At 64.7% G+C, this 24,501-nt stretch carries 24 protein-coding genes; 15 read left to right on the forward strand and 9 right to left on the reverse strand.

Features of this window, described 5'->3' with window-relative positions; genetic code table 11:
- Positions 1-84 precede the first annotated feature (84 nt).
- The gene (locus DOM45_RS09700; protein ID WP_110599903.1) at positions 85-387 is read left to right on the forward strand and encodes an ArsR/SmtB family transcription factor; all 303 of its coding nucleotides are present in this window, start codon (positions 85-87) and stop codon (positions 385-387) included.
- A 10-nt stretch (positions 388-397) separates the two neighbouring features.
- Here the strand turns inward: DOM45_RS09700 and sohB are convergent, their stop codons facing one another.
- On the reverse strand, positions 398-1,438 hold the full coding sequence (gene sohB / locus DOM45_RS09705) for a protease SohB (RefSeq protein ID WP_110599905.1): 1,041 nt from the start codon (positions 1,436-1,438) through the stop codon (positions 398-400).
- Between the two features lie 128 nt (positions 1,439-1,566).
- Between sohB and DOM45_RS09710 the strand changes: the two genes are divergently transcribed.
- Complete coding sequence (locus tag DOM45_RS09710; protein ID WP_110599907.1) at positions 1,567-1,887, forward strand: SCP2 sterol-binding domain-containing protein; 321 nt, start codon at positions 1,567-1,569, stop codon at positions 1,885-1,887.
- Between the two features lie 8 nt (positions 1,888-1,895).
- Here DOM45_RS09710 and nudC read toward each other — a convergent pair whose 3' ends face one another.
- The 4 genes from nudC to DOM45_RS09730 form a co-directional block, all read right to left on the reverse strand.
- The gene (gene nudC / locus DOM45_RS09715) at positions 1,896-2,666 is read right to left on the reverse strand and encodes an NAD(+) diphosphatase (protein ID WP_110599909.1); all 771 of its coding nucleotides are present in this window, start codon (positions 2,664-2,666) and stop codon (positions 1,896-1,898) included.
- Positions 2,666-3,415 (reverse strand): DNA polymerase III subunit epsilon, encoded by a 750-nt coding sequence (dnaQ, locus tag DOM45_RS09720; RefSeq protein ID WP_110599911.1) that lies wholly within the window; start codon positions 3,413-3,415, stop codon positions 2,666-2,668. Before dnaQ ends, nudC begins: the two co-directional genes overlap by 1 nt.
- Before the next feature lie 53 nt (positions 3,416-3,468).
- Positions 3,469-3,924 (reverse strand): ribonuclease HI, encoded by a 456-nt coding sequence (gene rnhA / locus DOM45_RS09725; protein WP_110599913.1) that lies wholly within the window; start codon positions 3,922-3,924, stop codon positions 3,469-3,471.
- 99 nt (positions 3,925-4,023) lie between these two features.
- Complete coding sequence (locus DOM45_RS09730) at positions 4,024-4,686, reverse strand: class I SAM-dependent methyltransferase (RefSeq protein WP_240612348.1); 663 nt, start codon at positions 4,684-4,686, stop codon at positions 4,024-4,026.
- A 425-nt stretch (positions 4,687-5,111) separates the two neighbouring features.
- On the opposite strand from DOM45_RS09730, the gene gloB reads away from it, so the two are divergent.
- The 6 genes from gloB to DOM45_RS09760 all read left to right on the forward strand — a co-directional run bounded on the left by gloB (position 5,112) and on the right by DOM45_RS09760 (position 12,835).
- The gene (gene gloB / locus DOM45_RS09735; RefSeq protein WP_110599917.1) at positions 5,112-5,879 is read left to right on the forward strand and encodes a hydroxyacylglutathione hydrolase; all 768 of its coding nucleotides are present in this window, start codon (positions 5,112-5,114) and stop codon (positions 5,877-5,879) included.
- 77 nt (positions 5,880-5,956) lie between these two features.
- The gene (locus DOM45_RS09740; RefSeq protein WP_110599919.1) at positions 5,957-7,123 is read left to right on the forward strand and encodes a transglycosylase SLT domain-containing protein; all 1,167 of its coding nucleotides are present in this window, start codon (positions 5,957-5,959) and stop codon (positions 7,121-7,123) included.
- Positions 7,124-7,215: 92 nt separating this feature from the next.
- Positions 7,216-9,069, forward strand: coding sequence for an extracellular solute-binding protein (locus tag DOM45_RS09745; RefSeq protein WP_240612349.1), 1,854 nt, complete (start codon positions 7,216-7,218; stop codon positions 9,067-9,069).
- Positions 9,070-9,078: 9 nt separating this feature from the next.
- Positions 9,079-10,152 (forward strand): microcin C ABC transporter permease YejB, encoded by a 1,074-nt coding sequence (locus DOM45_RS09750; RefSeq protein WP_110600465.1) that lies wholly within the window; start codon positions 9,079-9,081, stop codon positions 10,150-10,152.
- On the forward strand, positions 10,152-11,255 hold the full coding sequence (locus DOM45_RS09755; protein ID WP_110599921.1) for an ABC transporter permease: 1,104 nt from the start codon (positions 10,152-10,154) through the stop codon (positions 11,253-11,255). The genes DOM45_RS09750 and DOM45_RS09755 overlap by 1 nt, the downstream gene beginning before the upstream one ends.
- Complete coding sequence (locus DOM45_RS09760; protein ID WP_110599923.1) at positions 11,252-12,835, forward strand: ABC transporter ATP-binding protein; 1,584 nt, start codon at positions 11,252-11,254, stop codon at positions 12,833-12,835. The genes DOM45_RS09755 and DOM45_RS09760 overlap by 4 nt, the downstream gene beginning before the upstream one ends.
- A gap of 69 nt (positions 12,836-12,904) precedes the next feature.
- Here DOM45_RS09760 and DOM45_RS09765 read toward each other — a convergent pair whose 3' ends face one another.
- Genes DOM45_RS09765 through DOM45_RS09775 form a run of 3 tightly spaced genes read right to left on the reverse strand, consistent with a single transcriptional unit; the run spans position 12,905 to position 15,424 of the window.
- Complete coding sequence (locus DOM45_RS09765; protein ID WP_110599925.1) at positions 12,905-13,609, reverse strand: pseudouridine synthase; 705 nt, start codon at positions 13,607-13,609, stop codon at positions 12,905-12,907.
- A gap of 32 nt (positions 13,610-13,641) precedes the next feature.
- Positions 13,642-14,589 carry a magnesium/cobalt transporter CorA gene (gene corA / locus DOM45_RS09770; RefSeq protein WP_110599927.1) on the reverse strand — a complete coding sequence of 316 codons (948 nt, stop codon included), beginning with the start codon at positions 14,587-14,589 and terminating at the stop codon, positions 13,642-13,644.
- 13 nt (positions 14,590-14,602) lie between these two features.
- Positions 14,603-15,424 carry an amidohydrolase gene (locus tag DOM45_RS09775; RefSeq protein ID WP_110599929.1) on the reverse strand — a complete coding sequence of 274 codons (822 nt, stop codon included), beginning with the start codon at positions 15,422-15,424 and terminating at the stop codon, positions 14,603-14,605.
- Between the two features lie 103 nt (positions 15,425-15,527).
- Between DOM45_RS09775 and rarD the strand changes: the two genes are divergently transcribed.
- Positions 15,528-16,508, forward strand: coding sequence for an EamA family transporter RarD (gene rarD, locus DOM45_RS09780; RefSeq protein ID WP_110599931.1), 981 nt, complete (start codon positions 15,528-15,530; stop codon positions 16,506-16,508).
- A gap of 105 nt (positions 16,509-16,613) precedes the next feature.
- On the opposite strand, the gene fliE is transcribed toward rarD, so the two are convergent.
- Positions 16,614-16,940, reverse strand: a complete 327-nt coding sequence (gene fliE / locus DOM45_RS09785; RefSeq protein WP_110599933.1) for a flagellar hook-basal body complex protein FliE — start codon at positions 16,938-16,940, stop codon at positions 16,614-16,616.
- A 305-nt stretch (positions 16,941-17,245) separates the two neighbouring features.
- Between fliE and fliF the strand changes: the two genes are divergently transcribed.
- From fliF to DOM45_RS09815, 6 genes are all read left to right on the forward strand, one after another.
- Positions 17,246-19,090 (forward strand): flagellar basal-body MS-ring/collar protein FliF, encoded by a 1,845-nt coding sequence (gene fliF, locus DOM45_RS09790; protein ID WP_110599935.1) that lies wholly within the window; start codon positions 17,246-17,248, stop codon positions 19,088-19,090.
- Positions 19,087-20,085: a flagellar motor switch protein FliG gene (gene fliG, locus DOM45_RS09795; protein ID WP_110599937.1), complete on the forward strand. Its 999-nt coding sequence runs from the start codon at positions 19,087-19,089 to the stop codon at positions 20,083-20,085. The genes fliF and fliG overlap by 4 nt, the downstream gene beginning before the upstream one ends.
- Positions 20,072-20,860 (forward strand): flagellar assembly protein FliH, encoded by a 789-nt coding sequence (locus DOM45_RS09800; protein WP_110599939.1) that lies wholly within the window; start codon positions 20,072-20,074, stop codon positions 20,858-20,860. The genes fliG and DOM45_RS09800 overlap by 14 nt, the downstream gene beginning before the upstream one ends.
- Complete coding sequence (gene fliI / locus DOM45_RS09805) at positions 20,835-22,274, forward strand: flagellar protein export ATPase FliI (protein ID WP_110599941.1); 1,440 nt, start codon at positions 20,835-20,837, stop codon at positions 22,272-22,274. The genes DOM45_RS09800 and fliI overlap by 26 nt, the downstream gene beginning before the upstream one ends.
- Positions 22,275-22,447: 173 nt before the next feature.
- On the forward strand, positions 22,448-22,903 hold the full coding sequence (gene fliJ / locus DOM45_RS09810; RefSeq protein ID WP_240612363.1) for a flagellar export protein FliJ: 456 nt from the start codon (positions 22,448-22,450) through the stop codon (positions 22,901-22,903).
- A gap of 74 nt (positions 22,904-22,977) precedes the next feature.
- Positions 22,978-24,399: a flagellar hook-length control protein FliK gene (locus tag DOM45_RS09815; protein WP_110599945.1), complete on the forward strand. Its 1,422-nt coding sequence runs from the start codon at positions 22,978-22,980 to the stop codon at positions 24,397-24,399.
- The last annotated feature ends 102 nt before the right edge of the window (positions 24,400-24,501 follow it).

Raw genomic sequence — 24,501 nt, forward strand, 5'->3', positions numbered from 1 at the left:
TAAGTTACATTAGGCTAATATCAGAAACCCTGAACATGAGGTTCAGCGGCGGCGATCCGCCCAGCGTGCTTGGGAATTTTGACTATGACGACAATGGCTGCCCCACTGGGAGACCACCAGATTGGCCCAGCGACCGCCACGCTAAAGGCCGTCGCCAACGAGAGCCGGCTACGCATACTCTGTCTTCTGATGCAGGGAGAGCGCTCCGTTACACAGATCAATCAGGAGATGACGCTCAGCCAGTCGGCGCTCTCCCAGCATCTTGCCGTGCTACGCCAGGAACGCCTGGTGACGACGCGCCGCAGCTCTCAGGTGATCTACTACTCGCTGCGCGGCAATGTGGCCGAGCGTTTGATTCGGACACTCGGTGAACTGGATATCGCGTAGCTGGCGATAGCTAGCGACGTTCCCAGCGCAGGTCATCGACCCGCTGCAGCACGCGATCGATGCAATTTTCCATACTGCCTTCCACCCCCTTGCCCAGCCTTCCCAGCAGGCCGGGGCGAGATGCCAGCGACACTTTCAGTATTCGCGCTCGATCTGCCTGCCGCCCCAGTAGATAGGCATCGCTGGTGCCCACCGCATCGACCAGTCCCGCTTCCAGGGCTTCACTCCCATACCAGATCTCCCCGGTCGCGACTCGCTCGATATCCAGCGCGGGGCGACGGGCGGCCACGTAACGCTTGAACAGGTCGTGGGTGGACTCGAGGTCCTCGATGAACTTGGTCCGGCCTTCCTCGCTGTTTTCGCCCAGCACGGTCAGGGTCCGCTTGTAGCGCCCCGCCGTCAGGAGCTCGACATCCACGTCGTGCCGTTTCAGCAGCCGGTGAACGTTGGGTATCTGCGCCACGACGCCGATCGAACCGATCACGGCAAAAGGTGCCGCGATGAGATGGTTGGCGCAGCAGGCCATCATGTAACCGCCGCTGGCGGCAACCTTGTCGACGCACACCGTCAGCCGTGCGCCCGCATCACGCAGGCGATCCAGCTGCGCCGCGGCCAACCCGTAGCTGTGCACCAGCCCGCCGCCGGACTGCAGGCGCAACACGATCTCGTCTCCATCGCGAAGCTCCTCCAGCAGCAGGGATACCAGCTCGGCCAGCGCCGGTGTGCCCGAGGCCTTGAGGTCGCCATCGAAATCGAGGACCCACACACGCTCCGGGTCCTGCGAGGTCCCCTGCTTGTCTGCCTGCTTGGCAGCTTTACGCAGCCGCTTGGCCAGCTGTCGGCGACGCGCTTTGGGCTCGGCGGCCAGGCGCAATTGTCGAGATCGGCGCTGAAACCGCTCATCGAGCTCCGTGACCGTCAACTTGGCTTCATTGTCGCCCCGACCTCGACGCCGCCCCTGAGCCATCAGCGCCAGAATGATCCCGATGGCGACGACCAGCGTTACCGTCTTCGCCAGAAAGAGGCCGTATTCGGCCAGCCATTCGATCACGTCACACTCCTTGGTTCGGAAACTTCTTCGGTTTGAGCAACTCGCCACAGGCGATTAAGCTGCTCCGGCGCTTGCGTGCCGATACCGGCAATGATCTGCTTAGCGCTTCTGCCACGGGAGATGTCATCATGAACGACGATCCATTGATCGCCAAACTCAGGGCCCGATTCGACGCCGAGGCGGCCGAGGGCGTTTCGGCCATCTATCAGTTCGATCTCGACGATGTCGACGATTACCACATGACCATCGAAGACGGTTCGCTCGACATCCAGCCCGGCCGCCATCCGACTCCCGGCGTCACCATCACCAGCGACACGGCAACGCTGATGGCACTGGTCAGGAAGGAGCTCAACTCGATGCAGGCGTTGCTCACGGGCAAGGTCAAGGTCAAGGGCGACATCGGACTCGCGAGCCGCCTGCCCAAGCTCTTCGCCAAATCCAGTCGCTGAGCCGCGGGTCAACGCACCGCAACCGCGCCCCGGTGGGTCTCGATCAATTGACGGGAAATCGAGTACGCCGGCGGCAGTTGCGGCAACGTCGTCGGGCTGAACCAGGCCGCATCCACGATCTCCTGGCCATCGATACGAATATCCCGGCTGGCCGCTTCGGCGAAGAAGCCCATCATCAAAGAGTGTGGGAATGGCCAGGACTGGCTCTTGAAAAAGCTGACCCGGCCGACGTTCACGCCCACCTCCTCCATGACCTCGCGGCGAACGGCGGCCTCCACGGCTTCTCCGGGTTCGATGAAACCCGCCAGGGTCGAATACCGCTGGGGCGGAAAGCGAGGGCTTCGCGCCAACAGCATATCCGTGCCATGGGTCACCAGCGTGATGATGCAGGGCGATATCCGCGGATAACCGCGCAAGCCGCAGTGGTCGCACTGCATCGCGAACTCATGGGTCAGGCGTCGGGTGGCATTGCCGCACCGTCCGCAGAAACGATGGTCGCGTTCCCAGCGAGTGACCTGCAGTGCGGTCGCCAACAACTCGCTCTGCGCGACGCTCACCTGGGCCAGCCAGTCACGGAAGCCCGGCCAGTCGTCGCCGTCCGCCTCGACCACGACAGCGACCGGCTCGCCCTCCCAGTATCCCAGCCGCAGCGCCTGGTCCGGCCACCGCCGGCAATAACCGAGCATGCTGCCCGATTCGGCCGGCGCCACCCCAGTGGCGTTCATTCGCAGCAACCAGCCGCCGACGACGTCCATCGGGGGTATTTCCCGCCTTAGCATCAGTGCTGGGTCTCCGCTGCCGTCAGCGCATCCCAGCGGCACTCGCCGGCCGCCTGACGAATCTGCTCGAGACGCTGATGGTGAGCCTGCCACTCGGCTTCGCTGGGTCGGGTGACCGCCAGGGTCAAGCCGTCGCGGTCGATACGCCGCAGCCCGCTGGCGCCGCCCGCCTCGCGATCGCCCCCCTCGTCGTTGCCTGCCAGCGACAGTGCGGTCTGCCCCCCGGTCATGGCGAGATAGACGTCGGCGAGGATCTCGGAGTCCAGCAGTGCGCCGTGAAGCACGCGTTGACCGTTGTCGATGTCGTAACGCTTGCATAGCGCATCGAGGCTGTTGCGCTGTCCCGGGTGCATCTCGCGCGCCATCTTCAACGTATCCAGCACGCTGCAGTGCTCCGCCACCGGCCCCAGAACGGGTTCGCCGCGCGCTGCCTTCAGCAGTCTGAATTCATGATCGAAGAACCCGACATCGAAGGGCGCGTTGTGGATGACCAACTGCGCACCCCGCATGAACTCCCAGAGTTCGTCGGCGATCTGCGCGAACACCGGCTCGTTGGCGACCCGCTCGTTGGTGATGCCGTGAATCCCGATGGCTTCCGCCTCGATGTCCCGCTCGGGATTGACGTACTGGTGATAGGTCCGCCCCGTGAACCGGCGGTTGATCAGTTCGATACCACCGATCTCGATGATGCGATGGCCTTCACGCGGATCGATACCGGTGGTTTCCGTATCCATGACGATCTGGCGCATGGTTGTCCTCGCTGTAGTCTGGCGGTATTCCTGTCATTGCGGACGGTAAATCGCTATCTGGCCGCGCCGCGCCCGGCGACCACTTCATCGATCGCCTCGTTGACCAGCCGGTCGGCCGCTTCATTGCCCCGATGTCCGCTGTGGCCCTTGACCCAGTGCCACTCGATACGGTGACGGCGGGTCTCGGCAAGCAGCTCCCGCCAGAGCTCCGCGTTCTTCACCGGCTGTTTCGCCGCGGTCACCCAGCCTCGCTTCTGCCAGCCGTGGATCCATTCGGTGATGCCCTTGCGGACATATTGGGAATCGGTCCAGAGGGAGACCTGGCACGGCCGGTCCAGCGCCCGCAGCGCCTGAATGGCGGCCATCAGCTCCATGCGGTTATTGGTGGTCTCGGCCTCGCCGCCCTTTATCGGCTTCTCGTGTCGGCCGGAGACCAGCAAGGCCCCCCAGCCACCGGGGCCCGGGTTGCCGCGGCACCCACCGTCGGTGTAGATCGTCACGGCAGGCATCGTAGGGGATTCAGAGGTCGGGGCGGACAAGACGTACTCTCTCAGTGTCAGGCGATCTTGGTTATCTATCGGTGTCGAGGTGGGCGGGGCTGTACCCGCTCAGGCGATCGTGCGGAAAGATCCGTTGCGCAAGGCGCCACGCGGTTCGGGTCGCTCTTGCTTCGCTGCGGTTTCCAGACCCTCTTGGTCTTTGCCCGGCGGCAGTGGCGAGGGCGCCCGGCGCCGGGCACTGACTGGGGTCGAATTCGACGCCTCGCGATCGCGCGACCGACTGGGTCCGGTCTCCTTCGCCAGCCCGAGCCACGCGCCCGACCGGCGACCCTGGAGCACCGGCTCACGCAGCTTGATGGGCTGAACGGGTATGTTGCGCCGACGTGCCACCAGCAGGTAGGCAGCCGCCAACGGCACATTGTAGCGACGACCGAGCGTTTCCAGCCGATCGCTTCCCATCGCCCGACCGGGCAGTCGAAAGCCGCAGTAGTCTACCCGCTCGATCTCGAAGTCGACAAACGCCAGCCAGTCCCGCAGCCGTCCCGGTGTCCGCCACTGACGCTGCCACGGCGCCGGACGTTTACCACGGCGGGCCGCGGCGGGCCCGAACGGATGCCAGCCGAACACCAGCAAGCGGCCGTCGGCGCGGGTGACGCGAGCCGCTTCCTGCAGCACGTGATGTGGCCGGTCCACCGCCTCCAGCAGATGATGCAACAGCGTCAGGTCGACGCTGTCGTCGGCCAATGGCAGGCTGTCGGGCAGGCATATCAAGCTGTTCCGGGTGCGGACGAGATCAGGAGAAGGTGCCCAATCCAGAGCGTGTCGAATGGGGCACATATCGCTCATCAAGGGCGCCATCCCCAACTGCAGACTCACGATGCCCCGGTGCTGTTCACAGTGCGGACCAAGGCAGGCGCGCTCGGCTCGCCAAAGCGAGAGACCTGATGCCGATTCCCAGAACCGGCGGCCCTCCCGAACGGCGGACTGCAAGCTCTGAACGGGCGACGAGATTGACACGGCCGACTTTACTCCCCAAGGTTAGCGCTTTTTGACGATGGTTCGAAGCGGCTCTCCACGTCACGTTCGCGCCCAGACGATGATCGTCTCGGTGAACCTGCGGCCGACGTGGGGGTCACAACGACGTTCGAACCCCGACATCCGAATCTCGAGACCAACCTGCCGGAGAAGCATGCCACATGTTGACCGTGATGCCGATTCCCGCGTTCCAGGACAACTATATATGGGTGCTGCGTCAAGATACCCAGGATCGTGTCGCCGTTGTCGATCCCGGTGATGCCGATCCCGTCATCGCCTGGCTGGAGCAGGAGAACCTGACCCTCGACACCATCCTCGTCACCCATCATCACAAGGATCACACAGGCGGACTGCGAGCGCTGATCGAGCGCTATGCACCGCAGGTCTACGGTCCCGCCAACGACGCCATCCCCGGTATTCACCACCGCGTCGGCGAGGGCGATGAATGTCGTGTCCTGGGTCGACGCTTCGAGGTCTATGCCGTTCCCGGCCATACCCTGGATCATATCGCCTTCCACGCCCCCGGCACACCAGGATTGCTGTTCGCCGGTGACACCCTCTTCTCCGGCGGCTGTGGGCGACTGTTCGAGGGCACCCCTCTGCAAATGCAGGAATCGCTCGCCAAGCTCGACGCCCTGCCCGAGGACACCCTGGTGTTCGCCGCCCACGAGTACACGCTGGCCAACCTTGCCTTTGCCGCCGCTGCCGAGCCCGACAATGCGGTCCGGGACCGCTATCGGCGCGAGTGCGAGAAGGCCCGCGATCTGGATCGTCCGACCTTGCCGACCACCATGGGCCGAGAGCGCCAGATCAATCCTTTCCTGCGCATCGGCAACCCAGGCCTTCGCGAAACGCTCAGCCAGCAGGGGCCGGTCGATGACGACGCTGCCGCGTTTGCCACGCTGCGAGCCTGGAAGGACCGCTTCTGATCGTCACCGTCGAAGACGGAGGTATCCACCGTCGGCCGCGTCGATCGGCCGCCGGTGTCATCAAGGATTCTGAACGCATGAATTTTCGAACCCGACGCTGTCGGATTGTCGTCGGCATCACGGGAGGGCTGCTGCTGTCGACGCTACCCTTCACGGCGGTAGCCAAGGAAGTTTCGGCTATCGCCAGCAGTGCCTCCCGGCACTCGTTCTGGTCCGCTCTCGCCCTGCAGAGTCGTCGCGCACCCGATGCCTGGGCCCGTCTACGCAACGGCTTTCGGCTGTCTCACGAAAAGACCAATCCTCGGGTCGCCGCGTGGCTCGACTGGTATCGCGCTCATCCGCGGCACGTCGAGAGTGTCGCGTCGCAGGCCAAGCCCTGGCTGCGCTGGGTGACGCAGCAGTTGGAATCCCATCGGCTGCCCAGCGAGATCGCGCTACTGCCGTTCATCGAAAGCGGCTACGACCCGACGGCCACCAACCCCGGTGGTGCCGCCGGATTGTGGCAGTTCATGCCGGCGACCGGCGATGCGATGGGCCTGGCGCGCACCGCCTGGTACGACGGGCGCCACGACGTCGTCGCCGCCACCGACGCGGCGATGAACTACATCCAGCAGCAGGCCGATCGCTGGTACGACGGCGATATCCTGCTGGCGCTGGCCGCCTACAATGCCGGCGCGGGCACGGTCAACGCCGCCAGAGAGGCGGCCGCCAACCGCGGAGACCCGATCGACTACTGGCATCTGCGACTGCCCGCCGAGACCATGAATTACATTCCGCGTCTGCTGGCACTTTCCGAAGTCATTGCCGAACCCGAGCAGTACGGCGTAGTCCTGCCGACGATCCCGGACAAGGCCCAGTTCGCCCAGGTCGATACCCATGGGCCTTTGACACTCTCGATGGCAGCCGATCTCGCGGGGGTGGACCCGCAGACCTTGCGAGCGCTGAACCCGGGGTTCAAACGGGCGTCGACACGACCACGCGACGATGCCAGTATCCTGGTGCCGGCGGCGGCCAAGCAGCGGTTCCTGGCCAATCTCGCCACGCTACCTGACTCGGAGCGCACGGTGCTGAACCGCTATGTGGTTCGCCGCGGCGATACGCTCTCAGCCATTGCCAAGCACTTCGGGGTCAGTGTCGGCGAGATCCAGCGGGAAAACGGCCTCGACGGCAGCACCATTCGCATCGGCCAGGCATTGACCGTCCCGTCCATGGCGCTGGCTCAGAATAGCGGCGCCCGACGCTAGCCCCCGGCGCGAACGCTGTGGCCGTTATCAATGCAACGTGCTGAACGCCAGGTACCCGTGCAGACCGCCGCACCGACAGGAGGATGTCGACAATGGCTGGATTTCGATGGCTGCTGATGGCCATCACGCTGGCCGCGCCGCTGGCGGTAGCCGCCGACGGCCAGCTTGACGCCCCCGAGCAAGTGCATCGCGATGTACCGACCGTGCACGCCATCGCGCTCTACGATGATCCGGCACTGCCCGCTGGCTTCCAGCATCTGCCCTACGCCAACCCCGAGGCGCCCAGAGGCGGCACCTTGCGCCGCGCGGCCAACGGCAGTTTCGACTCGACCAATCCCTTCATCATCCAGGGCACGCCAGCGGCTGGGCTCAATCAGATCTACGACACGCTGATGGAGTCCAGCGCCGACGAGCCATTCACCATGTATGGACTGCTGGCGGGAGGGATACGGCTCGACCCGGATCGCCACTGGATGGAGATCGATCTACGACCCGAAGCGCATTTCCACGACGGCCATCCTGTCACCGCCGAGGACGTGGTGTTCAGCTTCCAACTGCTGCGCGACAAGGGCTCGCCCTTCTATCGCGCCTACTACGCCAGCGTGGAGTCGGTCTCGGCGGTGAGCGAACGGACGGTGCGATTCGAGTTCTCGAACAATCAGTCGCGAGAGCTGCCGCTGATCCTGGGTCAACTGCCGGTATTGCCAGAGCACTACTGGCAGGATCGCGATTTTACGCGGCCCACGCTCGACAAGCTCCTGGGCTCCGGTCCCTACGAGATTGCCACAGTCGACCCCGGCCGTCGCATCGTCTACCGCCGGGTCGACGACTACTGGGGCCGCGACCTGCCGCTGAACCGGGGCCGCTACAATATCGACCGCCTCGTCTACGACTATTTTCGTGATCAGTCGGTCGCCCTGGAAGCCTTCATGGCCGGGGCACTGGACATGCGTATCGAAAGCAGCGCCAAGAACTGGGCGACGGCCTATGACACGCCGGCGGTCGAGGATGGCGCGATCCAGCGCGTGATCGTGCCGGATGGGCAGCCCGCCGGCATGCAGGGCTACGTGATCAACACCCGACGAGCACAGCTCAGCGACCCGCGGGTCCGCCGCGCACTGGGCCTGGCGTTCGATTTCGACTGGGTCAATCAACATCTGTTCTACGGCGCCTATCAACGCACCGAGAGCTACTTCCAGAACTCGGAGATGGCAGCCAGAGGGCTGCCCGGAGACGAGGAATTGGCGTTGCTCGCTCCCTATCGCGACCAACTGCCCGCCGCGGTGTTCGATCAGCCACTGCCCATAGCGCAACCGGAAGCGCTCCGTCCGCGCCTGCGGGAAGCGTTGGGGCTGTTGCGTCAAGCCGGCTATGACGTGCGCGACGGCACCCTGGTGAACCTCGAGACCGGTCGACCTTTCACCCTGGAGTTCCTGCTCTACGATAGCCAGTGGGAACGTATCACCCAGCCCTTCGTCCGCAACCTGGAACGGCTCGGTATCCGCAGCAAGATCCGGGTGGTCGACGTCAATCAATACCTCGACCGCCTGAGACGCTTCCAGTTCGACATGATCGTCGGCAGCTTTCCGCAGTCGGCCAATCCGGGTAATGAGCAGCGGGATTTCTGGAGCAGCGAATACGCCGATGTTCCCCAGAGCCGAAACCTGGCCGGCGTGCGAGACCCGGTCGTCGACGCCCTGGTCGATGACCTGATTCGTGCGGACAGTCGCGAAAAACTGGATACTGCCTCGCGAGCGCTGGATCGCGTGCTGCGATGGGGGTTCTACGTCGTGCCGCAATGGAACTTCGACGGTACTCGCGTCGCGATATGGAACAAATTCGCGTATCCCCGACCTTTCCCGCGCTATACGCCGGATTTCTCGGTCTGGTGGGTCGACCCCGAACGGGCCGGCGCCATCGCCGCCCGTCAGCGCGGACAGGAGTGATTGCCGATCATGGCCAGCTATGTCGTTCGCCGCCTGCTGTTGATGATCCCGACGCTATTGGGAATCCTGCTGCTCAACTTCATCATCGTCCAGGCGGCGCCGGGCGGCCCCATCGATCAGATGATGGCGCGCTTCGAGGGCTTGAGCAGCACCGCGAGCACCGGCCTCGAGGGCGGTGGCGGGGACAGCGTCGGCGGCAACGACTCCCGGCGCCTCCAGGGCGTCAACGACCAGTTGCGCCAGACGCTGACCGAGGAGTTCGGGTTCGACAAACCCGCCTGGGAGCGCTTCGCCCTCATGCTGCGGGACTACGCCACTTTCGATCTCGGTGACAGCCTGTTTCGGGGCCAGTCGGTCACCACCCTGATTCTGGATCGACTGCCGGTATCGATCTCGCTGGGTCTCTGGACCACCCTGCTCGTCTACCTGATCTCGATCCCGATGGGCATTCGCAAGGCGCTACGCCATGGTAGCGCCTTCGATATCTGGTCCTCGGGGGTGGTGATCGTCGGCTACGCCATTCCCGGCTTCCTGTTCGCCATCCTGTTGATCGTGGTATTCGCTGGGGGCAGCTACCTCAACTGGTTCCCCCTGCGCGGGCTGACCTCGGTCGATTTCGACGAGCTGTCCCTGCTGGGCAAGATCCAGGACTACTTCTGGCACATCACGTTGCCCGTGGCTGCCTCGGCGATCGGCAGCTTCGCCACGCTGACGATGCTGACCAAGAACAGCTTTCTGGACGAGATCCACAAGCAGTACGTGCTGACCGCGCGCGCCAAGGGCGCCTCCGACCGGCGCGTGCTCTACGGCCATGTCTTTCGCAATGCCATGCTGATCATCATCGCCGGCATGCCGGCGGCACTGATCGGCATCTTCTTCACCGGCTCGCTGCTGATCGAGGTGATCTTCTCGCTCAACGGCCTGGGGCTGCTCGGTTTCGAGGCCGTCATGCAGCGTGATTACCCGCTGATCTTCGGCACGCTCTATCTCTATACCCTGATCGGCCTGCTGCTGAAGCTGGTCTCCGACCTGACCTATGTCTGGGTCGACCCACGAATCGACTTTGCGACCCGGGAGTCGTGATGACACCGAATCGACGTCAACGGCTCTCGCCGATCACCCGGCGCCGGCTCCAGGTCTTCCGGCGCCACGGGCGCGCATACTGGTCGCTGTGGCTATTCGGGTTACTGTTCGCGTTCAGTCTCGCCGCGGAACTGATCTCCAATGACAAGCCGATCGTGATGCAGTATCAGGGCGAGTGGTACGTCCCCATGCTGGTGGATTACCCGGAAACCGAATTTGGCGGGTTTCTCCCCACCACGGCCGATTACCGGGACCCTTTCGTGCGCGAGCAGATCGAGCGCCACGGCTGGATGCTCTGGCCCCCGGTCCCCTTCTCCTACCAGACCCTCGATCGCGATATTCAAGGCCCGGTCCCCTCCCCGCCGGGGTCACGCCACTGGCTGGGAACCGACGATCAGGGTCGCGACGTGTTCGCGCGGGTGCTCTACGGCTTCCGCCTGTCGGTGACATTCGCCCTGGCCCTGACCGCGGGTTCGATTCTGCTCGGCGTCTTCATCGGCGGCGCGCAGGGGTACTACGGCGGCAAGATCGACCTGTTCGGCCAGCGCCTGATCGAGATCTGGTCGGGACTGCCCGTGCTGTTCCTGCTGATCATCCTGGCCAGCCTGGTCGAACCCAACATCTGGTGGCTGCTGGGTATCATGCTGCTGTTCTCCTGGCTGGGCCTGGTGGACATCGTGCGTGCCGAATTCCTGCGTGCCAGGAACCTCGAGTACGTCAAGGCGGCCCGAGCCATGGGCCTGCCCTCCCGGTTGATCATGCGGCGCCATGTGCTGCCCAACGCCATGGTCGCCACCCTCACCTTCATCCCGTTCCTGTTCACCGGCGCCATCACCACCCTGACCGCACTGGACTTTCTCGGTTTCGGTTTGCCGCCGGGCTCGCCATCACTGGGCGAGCTGGTGGCCCAGGGCAAGAACAATCTGCAGGCGCCGTGGCTCGGCATCACCGCCTTTCTCTCTCTCAGTGTGATGCTGTCGCTGCTGGTGTTCATCGGCGAAGGCCTTCGCGACGCCTTCGACCCGCGCCATATCATGACGTCGACGACCGCAGCACGACCTCCGCTAGCGGCAACGACCCAGGCACAGGACAGCCAGCCATGAGTCAAACGCCCCTGTTCGAACTGCGTCGGTTTTCGGTCCACTTCGGCGAGACGCAAGCGGTGTCCGAGCTTGACCTGCAGGTGGAACAAGGCGAGACGGTGGCCATCGTGGGCGAGTCCGGCTCCGGCAAGTCGGTCAGCGCCCTCGGCGCTCTGGGGCTGCTTCCGCCTGGCAGTCGGGTGACGGGGACGCGCACCTTCGCCGGCCGCGACCTGGGCCGGTTGAGTCGGCGGGAATGGAACGAGCTTCGCGGCGGCGGCATCGGTTTCATTTTTCAGGAGCCGATGACCTCGCTCAATCCACTGCACACCATCGGCAAGCAGCTGCGGGAAACGCTGCGCCTGCATCAGGGTTTGCGTGGCAACGCCGCGACGCGGCGTGCCAGGGAGCTGCTGGCGCAGGTCGAGCTCCCCAGAGTCGACGAGCTCATGGCTGCCTGGCCTCACCAGCTCTCCGGGGGCCAGCGTCAACGGGTCATGATCGCCATGGCGATCGCCAACGAACCACAGCTGCTGATCGCCGACGAACCCACCACGGCGCTGGACGTCACGGTGCAGCGGCAGGTCCTGGCGTTGCTGGACGAGCTCCGCCAGCGCCTCGGCATGGGCCTGCTGTTGATCAGCCACGATCTCAATCTGGTCCGGCGCCACGCCGACCGGGTGGTCGTCATGCAGCAGGGCAAGCAGGTAGAGACCGGCCCGGCTCGAACCCTCTTCGAGACACCGCAGGCCGCCTATACGCGCCAGTTGATCGACGCCGTGCCGTCCGGCCGCCCCAGGCCGTTGCCACCGCAGAGTGAGCTGCTGCTGAGCGCCCGAGATTTCAGCGTGACATTCAAGCGGCCCAAGCCGTTGCTGCGCCCCAGCCCGCCGGCTTTCGTCGCCGTCGAGCCGCTGTCACTGGAACTCCGCCGCGGTGAGACTCTCGGCGTGGTCGGCGAGTCCGGATCGGGCAAGTCGACCCTGGCCTCGGCACTCATTCGACTGCTGCCCTCCCACGGTGAGATCCACTTCGCCGACCAGCGTCTGGACCAGTTGGGTGGAGAAGCGCTTCGACGCCAGCGGCGAGCGCTCCAGATCGTGTTCCAGGATCCCTACGGCTCGCTCTCGCCCCGCCTGTCGGTTGCCGACATCATCAGCGAAGGACTACGCTTTCATCACCCCGAGCTGACGCCGCCGGAGGTGACTGAACGTGTCGCCGAAGCCCTTCACGACGTCGATCTGCCGGCGGATTGCGGTCACCGTTATCCCCACGAGTTCTCCGGCGGTCAACGCCAGCGTATCGCCATTGCCCGCGCGCTGATCCTGAAACCCAGACTGCTGATCCTCGATGAGCCGACCTCGGCGCTGGATCGCACGGTACAGAAGCAGTTGATCGAGCTGTTGCGTGACGTTCAGGCGAAACATGACCTCAGCTACCTGTTCATCAGCCATGATCTCGCCGTGGTACGCGCGATGGCACACCGGATTCTGGTGCTCAAGGATGGCAAGGTCATGGAACAGGGCGACTGCGAAACGCTGCTGCACTCGCCCCGAACCGCCTACACGCAAGCCCTCATCGCGGCTTCATCGCTAACCTGATGACGCTTGGCTCGTTTGTTTTGGCTGAAAGATAAGATAACGGTATAAAGTTGTCTGCCGCTGACGCGATCATTCGAAGGCTGCGACTTCTTCCGGACGCAGATGGCGACACTCCCCCGGCGCCAGCTCCGGATCGAGGGCCAAAGGGCCGATGGATTCACGATGCAAGGTCACCACCGTGTAGCCGACTGCCGTCAACATCCGGCGAATCTGGTGGTAGCGCCCCTCGGTCACGCCGACGATCACCTCGGACTCGCCAACGGCTTCGAAAGTCGCCGGTTTCGTCGGTTTCTCGTCGCCGTTCAGCATGATTCCCTCCGCGAACTGCTTCGCTACGCGCGCCGCGTCGGCGGCGGACAGGGTTTCTCCCAGTGTTGCTCTGTAACGCTTCTCGCAAGCGTGATTGGGCGAGGTCACGCGATGTGTCCACTTGCCGTCGTCGCTGATCAGCAGCAGTCCCGAGGTATCGACATCCAGCCGCCCTACCGGATGCAGTCGCTCGATCTGCTCGATCTCGATCAAGCTCATCACCGAGGGGTAGTGAGCCGGGCGCAGCGAGCACTCCACTCCGACCGGCTTGTGCATCATCAGATAGCGCCAGCCGATCCGCGCCAGCGCTGACCCCTGCCAGCGAATGTCCTGGGTATCCGAGACCTGGCGCGAGGCATCGCGCACGGTCTCGCCATCGACGCTGACTTCCGACTGGCGCAGGGCACGCTTGGCCTGGCTGCGCGTCAGCTCGGTGGCTTCACTGAGAAATCGGTCCAACCGCATGGGTTCTAGACACTCCTGGGTAGGCGGCGGGCTTACAACCAGCCGCGATATTTGAAGTAGAGATAGGGCGAGATCCCCGACAGCGCCATCAGGCCGATCGCCATCGGATAGCCGAAGCTCCAACTGAGCTCCGGCATCACCTCGAAGTTCATCCCGTAGATACTGGCGATCATGGTCGGCGGCAGAAACACCACCGAGGCGATCGAGAAGATCTTGATGATCTGGTTCTGCTCGATATTGATGAACCCCTGAGTGGTATCCATCAGGAAGTTGACCTTGTCGGATAGGAAAGTGCTGTGCGACATCAGCACATCAACGTCCTGCAGCGCCTCCTTGGCCTGCTCCTGCAGCTCGGCGTGATAGCGCAGGTGGCGAATGAGAAAGTAGAGCGAGCGCTGGGTGTCCATCAGACACAGGCGGATCTTGCCCACGCTGTCCTCGACCTTGGCCAGCCGGTCGATCGCCTCTTCCAGATCCGCATCCTCGATCTCCAGCACCATATGGCTGACCTGCTCGAGGTCGCGGTGCATGTCCTCGATGCTGTCGGCGAGGTTCTCGACCTTCTGCTCGAACAGCGTGACGATCAGCGACTGCGGCGAATGGGCCTCGGTCTGACCGCGCCGTGCGCGCAGCCGGAACAGGCGAAAATCGGCCAGGTCGTCCTCGCGGAGCGACAGCAGCCGCTGCGACTGGAGGATGAAGACCACGGTATTGGTCTGGTGCTTGCCCTCGTTGCGGGATAGAAACAGCGAGTGCACGTGCAGGCCGTCGGTATCGGTGAAGAAGCGCGCCGAGGATTCGATCTCCTCGATATCGGTATTGGCCGGCAGCTCCTCGGCGAGGAACGGCTTCAGCGCCTCGCGATCCTCGTCACCGAGATCATAGGCATCGATCCAGTTGGCCTCCAGCAGGCGTTCGGCGATGGCGCCGTCGCTGAGCTCCTGAAAATCGGCCTGGTCGAGGCGAAAGGTTCGGATCATTGCTCATCCTTACTCATTGCAGGTGATCGTCGAGGTCGATCAACGCGAAGGCATCTGCGTCTCTCCAGGCGGGGAAGGTATCGCGAAACGATGACAGCGCCGCTGCAGACAAGCTCACCGTCTCGACGAACGGCGTGTCGGCCGGGTGATCGATCATCAGCTCGCCCTTGAAGTCCACGACCATCGAGTCACCGGCGTACGCCAGCCCGTTGCCATCACGCCCCACACGGTTGACGCCAATGACGTAACCGAGATTCTCGATCGCCCTGGCCTGCAGCAGCGTCCGCCAGGGCCGTCTGCGCGGCGCAGGCCAGTTGGCGACACACAATAGCGCATCGTACTCGAACGGCTCGTGCTCGCTTGGTCGTTGGCGCAGCCAGACCGGGAACCGCAGGTCGTAACAGACCGACAGCAGCAGCCGAAATCCCTTCAGCTCGACGACCTTGCGGGTCTGCCCCATCGCGTAGTGCAACGGCTCATCACCCATTCGGAACAGATGGCGTTTGTCGTAGTGCTCGACACCGCCGTCCGGCGTCACCCAGTAGAGCCGGTTGTATCGGGCGCCACCATCGGCGATCGCCAGACTGCCGGCGATCACGCAATCACGCTCGCGCGCCTGGCGCCGCATCCAGTCCAGCGTGGGGCTCGCCTCGGCCGGCTCCGCCATCCCTTCGGCATTCATGGTAAAACCGGTGGCAAACATCTCCGGCAGCACGATCAGATCCGTCCGGCTTCCGTCCAGCGTGCCCATGCGGTGATCCATCAGCCGCCGATTGGCCTCCGGGTCTTCCCATTCGAGCTCGCTCTGGACGAGGCTGACTCGTAGCTCGTTCATGGCTTTTCCTCCTGCCGCATGTCGGGATCGATCAATTCGTCAACGCGAATGGCTGTCATGATAGATTACCCGGCCTCCAAACCCGAGAGCGACGAGCAGCGACATGTCGGCATCCCCCTCAGACAAGACCCTGTCAGGCAGCGTAGAACCGTCGATCGATACGCCACGCAACGAGACCCGCCGCGGTGTCGGTTACGGCATTACCGCCTACGCCCTCTGGGGATGCTTCCCGCTCTTCTTTTCGCTGTTCGACGGGGTACCGGCCTTCGAAGTGCTGATCCAGAGAATTCTCTGGTCCTGCATCTTCCTGATCGCCGTGGTCACGCTGATGGGGCGCTGGCCCGCCATCCGCAGCAGCTTTCCGGGGCGCCGGGAGGCGATCCGCGGACTGGGATGGATTCTGGGATGCGCGCTGCTCATCGCGCTGAACTGGGGGCTCTACATCTATGCGGTGGAAACGCATCGTGTGCTGCAGGCGAGTCTGGGTTATTTCATGACCCCACTGGTCAACGTTGCCCTGGGCATGCTGGTCCTGCGCGAACGGCTCGGCCGCTGGCAGAAGGTGGCAATGGGACTGGCGCTGGCGGCAGTGATGCTGCAGCTTCTCCTGCTGGGGACCCTGCCCTGGATCAGTCTGGTGCTGGCCATGACGTTCGGCAGCTACGGTCTGCTGCGCAAGCGCGTGCCGCTGGATGCGCTCTCCGGCCTGCTGGTGGAGACCAGCCTGCTGCTGCCGCTGAGCCTGGCGTCCCTCGCCTGGCTGACATGGCACGGGCAGTCTCACTTCGGTGTCAGCTACGATATCACCGCGCTGATGATCGTCAGCGGCGTGGTGACTACCCTGCCGCTGCTCGCCTTCGCCGGTGCCACCAAGCGCCTGACCCTATCCACCATCGGCTTCCTGATGTATCTCAACCCCACGCTGCAGTTTCTGCTGGCACTGTGGGTCTTCGGCGAGCCTCTCGTCTGGCCTCAGCTGCTGACCTTTGCATTGATCTGGGTCGGCCTCGGGCTCTACTCGATGGAGGCGTGGCGCGGCCACCGCAGGACCCTCGCCCGTGGCCGCGATGGCGTAGCGAAATGAGTGCATCGGATCGACTTCCGCGCATGGGCAACGTGGCTGGAACGCCCGCCCGAGCTGACAGCGCCCGGGCGCAAATGGGAGATCGTGGGGAAGCGTCGCCGGGTGTTACACCTGCAGCCCCATGATCTCCTTGTAGGCGGTTACCAAACGGTTACGCACTTGAACCCCCATGTCGAAGGAGACACTCGCCTTCTGCATGTCGATCATCACGTCGTTCAGCGCCACATTCGGGTCGCCGGCCTGGAACGACATGGCCTGCTGATTGGCGGTCTGCTGCATCTGATTGATTCGTCCAAGCGATGCCTGCAACTCACCGGCGAAACTGCCGCCTGTCTCGTTCAGCGATGGCTGCGATGCCGCGGCCTGACCGCTTGCCTGGGTCGATAGCGCCTGCATCTGCTGAAGCGCTGCTTGAATGGCTGGAGCACTCATGAGGGGTTCCTGTATGACGATGCTCACGGCCATGATGCCGGGAGCCGTCGTGGTAATCGACGCTGGCAGCCTATCAACAGCGTGACCACGACCATCGCGGTAAATGCGTGTGAAAACACCGGCTTTTCCCACCTTCAGCGTTAACAGACCGACACATAATGGCTGCCATCAAACTAACGCCCCGGCCAGAGCCGCATCGGAGCAGCACCCCGAGCGTGTCGAGGTACGGATGAGCAGACGCGTTGCAGGGAGCAGACTACTGCCATGTTGTCGAGTTGCACCACGTGCCATGATCGGAGCACGACATGAGCACGGCCACGTCGCCCAACGACACTTCAAACCCAGGTAGTTCGTCCGCACGCCAATCGACCCGACAGACCGCGTCGGAGACGACCGCCGGCGGACGCGACTGGTTGAGCAAGCTGCAGGGGAACCCGCGCATACCGCTTATCGTGGCCGGCGCCGCTGCCGTCGCCATCGTGATCGCGCTGCTGCTCTGGGCTCGCGCGCCGGAGTACCGCGTCCTCTATTCCACCCTGACCGATGCCGACGGCGGTCGCATCATCAATCAGCTCGATGCCATGGGCGTCCCCTATCGGTTCAGCGAAGGCGGTCAGGCACTGCTGGTGCCCGCCGACCAGGTCAGGCCCATTCGTCTCAAGCTGGCGGAGCAGGGTCTGCCGGAAGCCAGCGGCGTCGGCTTCGAGCTGATGGACGACCAGGCCTTCGGCATCAGCCAGTTCGCCGAGCAGGTCAACTATCAGCGGGCGCTGGAGGGAGAGCTGGCCCGCACCATCGGTACGCTGGGTAGCGTCGCCCGGGCTCGCGTCCATCTCGCCATGGCAAAGCCATCGGTATTCGTCCGCGAGAGCCAGCCCGCCACCGCCTCCGTCGTTCTCGATCTCCAGCCGGGCCGCGTCCTGGGTGAGGGCCAGGTCAACGCCATCGTTCACATGGTTTCCAGCAGCGTACCCCAGCTGGCCGTGGACGACGTCACCGTGATCGATCAGAACGGCGACCTGCTGAGTCGCCCTGCCAGCAACGCCAGTCAGCTCGACGGCAGCCAGCTCGACTACGTCAGCAACCTCGAGAACCAGTATGCCGACCGCATCGAGGCGATCCTCGCCCCTATCGTCGGCGCGCGCAATGTCCGGGCACAGGTCACGGCCCAGGTCGACTTTTCCCAGCGGGAGCAGACCGCGGAACGCTACGGTCCCAATCAGGCACCGAACGAAGCAGCGGTTCGCAGCCAGCAGAGCAGCGCTTCGTTCCAGAGCAATGGCGATCTCGCCATGGGCGTCCCCGGCGCCTTGAGCAACCAGCCGCCGGGTACCGCGGCCTCGCCGATCAACGCGCCGGCGACCCAGGCGCCGGCCCAGGACCAGAATGCCGCCAACGACAATGGCAACGGCAACCAGGCCGACGGTCAGGCGACGGACACTCAGGGCACGGACACCCAGACCGCGAGCAATACCGATACCGGCCAGGTGCATCGTGACAGCACGATCAACTACGAAGTGGACCGTACCGTCGAGCACGTCAAGCAGCACAGTGGCGATATCGACCGCCTCTCGGTCGCCGTCGTGGTCAACTATCGCGACGGCGTCGATGATGCCGGCAACCCGACCCGCGTCGCTCTGAGCGACACGGAGATGGACCAGATCCGTGGCCTCGTGCGTCAGGCGATGGGCTTCTCGGAGGCACGCGGCGACGACCTCGCGGTCGTCAACAGCCCCTTCCAGGCCAATGCACCGGAGTTCGAGACGCCGCCGTGGTGGCAGACGCCGGAGATCTGGAGCCTCGCCAAGAGCGTGCTGAAGTATCTCGTCGTGGCACTGGTCGCCCTGTTCCTGTGGTTCAAGCTGGTCAAGCCGCTGGTGCGTCGCCAGACCCGCGAACCGGTTCCGGCCCAAGCGACTTCGCCGATGTCCGCCACCGATGCGGCGGCCGCGGCGGCAAGCTACCAGAGTGTCGGCGCTGGCGCCGGCGTCGACAACGCTAGCCGCGCCGGTGGTGCATCGCGTGGACGAGATCGCAATCGTCGCGGCGCCTCGAGTTACGAGCAGGATCTCAAGGACGTCCGTGAAATCGCCCAGGAAGACCCGCGCCTGGTCGCCATGGTCGTCAGAAGCTGGATGGACAAATCATGACGACGGCAATGACCGGCGCCCGACGTGGCGCCATCCTACTGCTCTCCTTGGACGAGGACAGCGCTGCCGAGGTATTCAAGTACCTCTCGAGCCGCGAGGTGCAGGACATCAGCCAGGAGATGGCCAAGTTGGGGCAGGTCTCCCACGAGGAGATGGCGCTCGTTCTACGGGAATTCCACGCCGAGACCGAGCAGTTCACCGCCATCAACCTGCACTCCAACGACCATATCCGTGCGGTGCTGACCAAGGCCCTGGGCAGCGAGCGCGCCAGCAGTCTGATCGAGGACATTCTCGAGACCAGCAACACGGCATCGGGCATCGACTCCCTGAACCTGATGGAAGCGTCGATGGTCGCGGAGATGATTCGCGACGAGCACCCGCAGATCATCGCCACCATCCTGGTGCACCTGGAGCGCGGCCAGGCCGCCGATATCCTCGAGCTGTTCGACGAGAAACAGCGCGATGACGTCATGCTGCGCATCGCCACGTTCAGCGGCGTGCAGCCGGCGGCTCTGCAGGAGCTCACCGAAGTGCTCAGCTCGATGCTGGACGGTACCAACCTCAAGCGCAGCAAGATGGGCGGCGTGAGAACCGCGGCCGAAATTCTCAACCTGATGAATTCCGCCCAGGAAGAGCAGGTCATCAACGTGGTTCGCGCCCACAGCGAAGATCTGGCGCAACGGATCATCGACGAGATGTTCCTGTTCGAGAACCTGCTGGATATCGACGACCGTGGCATCCAGCTGGTGCTACGCGAGATCGAGACCAACTCGCTGGTCATCGCGCTGCGAGGCGCGGAGGAAGCGTTGATCGACAAGTTCACCCGCAACATGTCCCAGCGTGCGGCACAGCTGATGCGCGAAGACATGGAGAATCGTGGGCCGGTGCGCCTGTCCCAGGTGGAGAACGAACAGAAAGCGATCCTCGGCGTCGTGCGGCGACTGGCGGACTCCGGCGAAATCGCCCTGAGCGGTGGCGACGATGGCTACGTCTGATCACGACGACCGTTCCACGTCCGGCAATCGTGGCGAATGGCACCGGTGGCAGATGGAGGAGCTGGGCTACCCGTCCGCTTCCGAGCCGTCCACCACGCATGCCGACGCCCGCCGACGCCGCCAGCGTCAGGATGCCGAGGCCAAGGCGCGCCAGAGCATCGCCGAAAAAGCCCGACTCGAGGGGCTCGAGCAGGGCTACCGCGAGGGACACGAGCAAGGCTATCAGGCTGGCTACAGCGAGGGCGTCAAGGAGGGTAACGCCGCTGCCGAGCTGGAGTTCAACAAGCGGCTGGACATGACCCTGGCACCGCTCGCCGGGCTGGCCGACAACTTTCGGCTGGCGCTGGCATCGCTCGACGCCGAGATCGCGGATCAACTGGTCGAACTGGCGCTGATCGCCGGTCGCCAGCTGGCCGGCGAATCGCTGGCTGCCAAGCCCGAACACATCCTCAGCGTGGTGCGGGAACTGCTCGATGCCGACACCACGCTGAACGGCAAGCCTCGGCTCTGGCTGAACCCGCAGGATCTCGAACTGGTGAAGTCGACGATGAACGATACGCTCGAGGCGAGCGGCTGGGAATGCCACGCCGATCCGACGCTGGAGCGTGGCGGCTGTCGTGCCACCAGCGCCGGCGGCGGCCTGGATGCGAGCCTGAGCACGCAGTGGAAGGCCATTCTCGATCAGCGCCGACGCTCGCGGACCGGTTCGGCCCCCGTGGAGTCAACGCCGCTGGCGAAAGGAAATGCCGATGACGGAGAAGCGCCCGGTGAGTGACATCGGCCAGTCGGCAAAGGCACCGGAGGTCGCCTCGCACCATCAACGCTGGCGCCTGGCGCTGGACAAGGTCACCCAGCGGGTCGAATCGCTCTCCCACTACCGTCACGAGGGGCGGGTCACCCGCGCCACCGGCCTGGTGCTGGAGGCCGTCGGCATCCGTCTTCCCCTGGGCAGCGCCTGCCTGATAGAACTCTCTGCCGGCACGGGCAACGGTGATGGCGAACGGTTCGCCGAGGCCGAAGTCGTCGGCTTCTCCGGCGACAAGCTGTTTCTTATGCCGCTGGCCGACACCAGCGGCTTGCTCCCCGGCGCCCGCGTACTGGCACTCAGCGGCAATCGCCTCGACGTTGCCAGCGCGAGACGCTTTCCGCTGGGCGACGGGCTGCTCGGGCGCGTCGTCGACGGCAATGGGCGCCCTCTCGACGACCACGGCCCCCTCGAACAGCTACCACACGCCCCGCTCGAGACGCCCCCCATCAATCCCCTGGCCCGAGCCCCCATCGATACCACCATCGACGTCGGGATTCGTGCCATCAACGGCCTGCTGACCGTGGGTCGCGGCCAGCGCATGGGCCTGTTCGCGGGCTCCGGGGTGGGCAAGAGTGTGCTGCTGGGCATGATGGCCCGCTACACCGACGCCGACGTCATCGTCGTCGGCCTGATCGGCGAGCGTGGGCGCGAAGTCCAGGATTTCATCGAGAACATCCTCGGCGAGGAGGGTCTGGCCCGTGCCGTGGTGGTGGCGGCCCCCGCCGACACCTCGCCGCTACAACGCATGCAGGGCGCCGCCTACGCCACGCGCCTGGCGGAGGATTTCCGCGACCAGGGCCGCAACGTGCTACTGATCATGGACTCGCTGACCCGATACGCCATGGCCGCTCGGGAGATCGCCCTGGCGATCGGCGAACCCCCGGCCACCAAGGGCTATCCCCCGTCGGTATTCGCCAAGTTGCCAGCGCTGGTCGAACGAGCCGGCAACGGCAAGCGCGGCGGCGGCTCGATCACCGCGTTCTATACCGTCTTGACGGAAGGCGACGACCAGCAGGATCCGATCGCCGATTCCGCCCGCGCCATCCTCGACGGCCATATCGTCCTGTCACGGCAGTTGGCGGAGAGCGGCCACTATCCCGCGATCGATATCGAGGCCTCGATCAGCCGCGCCATGCCCGCGGTGGTCGACACCAGGCGTCTCCGCCAGGCCCAGGGATTCAAGCAGATGATCTCCCGCTACCAGCGCAATCGCGACCTGATCAACGTCGGCGCCTACGTCAGCGGCCAGGATCCTCAACTCGACCGCGCCGTCGCCCTCTATCCGAGGCTGGAGACGTTCCTGCAGCAGCGAATGAACGAGACGGCGGGGATCGACCATACCCGTACCGAACTCGACCGGCTCATCCCGATCGACGACTGAGCCGTCACCCCGGCGCATCGCCCCCTATCCCCTGATCTCGAACGGGAATAGTGGCTTTTTTTGACGCTTATCGAACCTTTGGGGTGGCACCGGCGCCGTCACAATGGGCGTCGTTGAATTCTCCCGTCGCCATGATGACGGACGGATGGATAGGAGGTAACGCTTTGGCCAACATGCAAGCCATGGAGATGCTTCGAGACCTGGCACAACGCAGCAGTGACAAGGCCGTGGAGAGTCTCGGTCAGTTACAGCGTCAGCAGCAGGAAGCCCAGACCCAGTTGGGTCAACTCCAGCGCTATCGGGAAGAGTACCAGCGCAAGCTGCACGACAGCCTGACGCAGGGCGTCTCCTCCAGCCAGTGGCGCGACTACCAGCAGTTCATCGGCTCTCTCGACAAGGCGATCGAACAGCAGCAGCGACGGCTCGGCGAGCACCAGACCCGGGTCGACAGCGGCAGGCAGCATTGGCAAGGCGAGCGCCGCAAGCTCAACGCCTACGAGACGCTGCACGCCCGGGGAGAGCGCGATGCCGCCTATCACCAGGCTCGCCAGGAGCAGCGTCACAGCGACGAGATGGCCGCGCAGCTGCTACGTCGCCAGCAAGACGCCCGACACTCGCAGCAAAGCTGAAGTAGAGATTCGGCGCACCGAATCGAGGCCTGATCCGAAGCGTCACCCGACCACGAAACCGACGGCCCCCGCCCATGGAACTTTCTGCAATCACCGCCGTGACCTTGCCCCCGGATCGTAGCGCGAGTGCCAAAGGCAAGGCCTCCAGCGAGAGCGCCCCTTTCGCCGACTCCCTGCAGCGGGCGACGGCCGAAAAAACAGCGCGACCGGCCGCACAGAACAGTACGACCGCCGCCAAGGCGCCGAATTCGGACGCCAATGGCCAGACCAGCAGTGAGCCAGCGAACGCCGTGGCGGCGCAACCGCCTGCCACCGATAGCGCCGAGGCCGGCACCGGGTCGTCGGTCGCGCCTGCCGTTCCCGCGCCGCAGGCGCTCGACGAGGAAGACATCTCCAGCCTTCGGGCCATCCTGGCCAGCCTCTCGTCCGCCGCCGACGATCCGTCGGGCAGCCGAGCGGTCGACGGGGAGTCGAGCTCGATTGATGCGGACTCTCTCGCCGCCATGGTGGCCGGTTTGCCGCTCGCCATGGCGTCGCAACCACCGAATGCCGCCAGCGGCACTGGCGCAAGCACTGGCTCAGCCTTGCCGAACGCCGGGCAACGGGAACTGGCGCAGCAGCTTTTCAAGGCCACCGTGACCGCACCGCCGGCCGATGGTGACGAGGCCGCCACACTCGATGCACCGACCGCCGACGTCGGTCGGGCCGGAACCTCGGATCGCGCCAAGACGACCGTCAGCCAGCCGGGTTTCGGTGGACTGCTGTCAGCCATCGATAGTCGACGCAGCGATGGCACCGCACCCGGGGCCAACTCCGGCATGACCGCCATGAACGGTCAAACGCCCGCCCTCCCCGGCGCTTCGGACAGCGCAGCCGTGACCGCGGCGAGCCAGATCCGCGATGCCGCATCGATCAGCCTGCCCGAGAGAAATGCGTCGGACGTCGGTTCCGTTCCGACGCCCCGCTCCGATATCGGCTCGTTGGCGACCGCCACCACGTCGTCGCCGACCGGTGCGGCGAGCCCTGCATCGGCGGGCTCCTCGACGCCCGGTTTCATCAATGCACCGGTACAGTCTCCCCAGTGGCCGGCCTCCTTCGGCCAGCAGGTAGTGCAGATGCACCAGCGCGGCGACCAGCAGATGTCGCTTCGCCTCCATCCCCAGGAACTGGGACCGCTGAGCGTCTCGCTGACGGTTCAGGATCAGCAGGCACAACTCCAGATCCTGTCGGCGCACGCCCCGGTTCGCGCCGCCGTCGAGGCGGCGATCCCCCAACTGCGTCAGGCGTTGGCCGATAGCGGTATCGCGCTGGGCGAAGCGATGGTGAGCGATCAGGGCCACTTCCAGCAGGGGCACTCCTCCGGCGATGACCGTCCGCGCCACGGTGGCGGAGCTGCCGGCTCCCTGTTGACGGCGACGGGCATCGAGCCGGTCGATGACGTCACGGCGCGGAGCATCGCGCTGACCGGCAATGGCAACATCAACCTTTACGCCTGACCGGCGCTGCCGATAACACGGATGACGGCTGGCTCGTGCCAGCCGTGACACCAGGTCGTGCGGCGAGCCGGCGACCGCAGCGTCCCTTCTCGGTAGTAGCGT

This window comes from Salinicola lusitanus, from assembly GCF_003206045.1.
GTDB lineage: Bacteria > Pseudomonadota > Gammaproteobacteria > Pseudomonadales > Halomonadaceae > Salinicola > Salinicola lusitanus.

Excerpts from the sequence above, each read along its gene's own strand:
- fliG (WP_110599937.1), top strand. The coding sequence starts at position 19,087 with ATGACGACGGCAATGACCGGCGCCCGACGTGGCGCCATCCTACTGCTC.
- fliI (WP_110599941.1), top strand. The coding sequence starts at position 20,835 with ATGACGGAGAAGCGCCCGGTGAGTGACATCGGCCAGTCGGCAAAGGCA.
- fliF (WP_110599935.1), top strand. The coding sequence starts at position 17,246 with ATGAGCACGGCCACGTCGCCCAACGACACTTCAAACCCAGGTAGTTCG.
- DOM45_RS09760 (WP_110599923.1), top strand. The coding sequence starts at position 11,252 with ATGAGTCAAACGCCCCTGTTCGAACTGCGTCGGTTTTCGGTCCACTTC.
- DOM45_RS09755 (WP_110599921.1), top strand. The coding sequence starts at position 10,152 with ATGACACCGAATCGACGTCAACGGCTCTCGCCGATCACCCGGCGCCGG.
- fliJ (WP_240612363.1), top strand. The coding sequence starts at position 22,448 with ATGCAAGCCATGGAGATGCTTCGAGACCTGGCACAACGCAGCAGTGAC.
- DOM45_RS09740 (WP_110599919.1), top strand. The coding sequence starts at position 5,957 with ATGAATTTTCGAACCCGACGCTGTCGGATTGTCGTCGGCATCACGGGA.
- nudC (WP_110599909.1), bottom strand. The coding sequence starts at position 2,666 with ATGCTAAGGCGGGAAATACCCCCGATGGACGTCGTCGGCGGCTGGTTG.
- corA (WP_110599927.1), bottom strand. The coding sequence starts at position 14,589 with ATGATCCGAACCTTTCGCCTCGACCAGGCCGATTTTCAGGAGCTCAGC.
- DOM45_RS09710 (WP_110599907.1), top strand. The coding sequence starts at position 1,567 with ATGAACGACGATCCATTGATCGCCAAACTCAGGGCCCGATTCGACGCC.
- dnaQ (WP_110599911.1), bottom strand. The coding sequence starts at position 3,415 with ATGCGCCAGATCGTCATGGATACGGAAACCACCGGTATCGATCCGCGT.
- DOM45_RS09745 (WP_240612349.1), top strand. The coding sequence starts at position 7,216 with ATGGCTGGATTTCGATGGCTGCTGATGGCCATCACGCTGGCCGCGCCG.
- DOM45_RS09815 (WP_110599945.1), top strand. The coding sequence starts at position 22,978 with ATGGAACTTTCTGCAATCACCGCCGTGACCTTGCCCCCGGATCGTAGC.
- rnhA (WP_110599913.1), bottom strand. The coding sequence starts at position 3,924 with ATGCCTGCCGTGACGATCTACACCGACGGTGGGTGCCGCGGCAACCCG.
- DOM45_RS09775 (WP_110599929.1), bottom strand. The coding sequence starts at position 15,424 with ATGAACGAGCTACGAGTCAGCCTCGTCCAGAGCGAGCTCGAATGGGAA.
- DOM45_RS09800 (WP_110599939.1), top strand. The coding sequence starts at position 20,072 with ATGGCTACGTCTGATCACGACGACCGTTCCACGTCCGGCAATCGTGGC.
- DOM45_RS09700 (WP_110599903.1), top strand. The coding sequence starts at position 85 with ATGACGACAATGGCTGCCCCACTGGGAGACCACCAGATTGGCCCAGCG.
- DOM45_RS09765 (WP_110599925.1), bottom strand. The coding sequence starts at position 13,609 with ATGCGGTTGGACCGATTTCTCAGTGAAGCCACCGAGCTGACGCGCAGC.
- rarD (WP_110599931.1), top strand. The coding sequence starts at position 15,528 with ATGTCGGCATCCCCCTCAGACAAGACCCTGTCAGGCAGCGTAGAACCG.
- fliE (WP_110599933.1), bottom strand. The coding sequence starts at position 16,940 with ATGAGTGCTCCAGCCATTCAAGCAGCGCTTCAGCAGATGCAGGCGCTA.
- gloB (WP_110599917.1), top strand. The coding sequence starts at position 5,112 with ATGTTGACCGTGATGCCGATTCCCGCGTTCCAGGACAACTATATATGG.
- DOM45_RS09750 (WP_110600465.1), top strand. The coding sequence starts at position 9,079 with ATGGCCAGCTATGTCGTTCGCCGCCTGCTGTTGATGATCCCGACGCTA.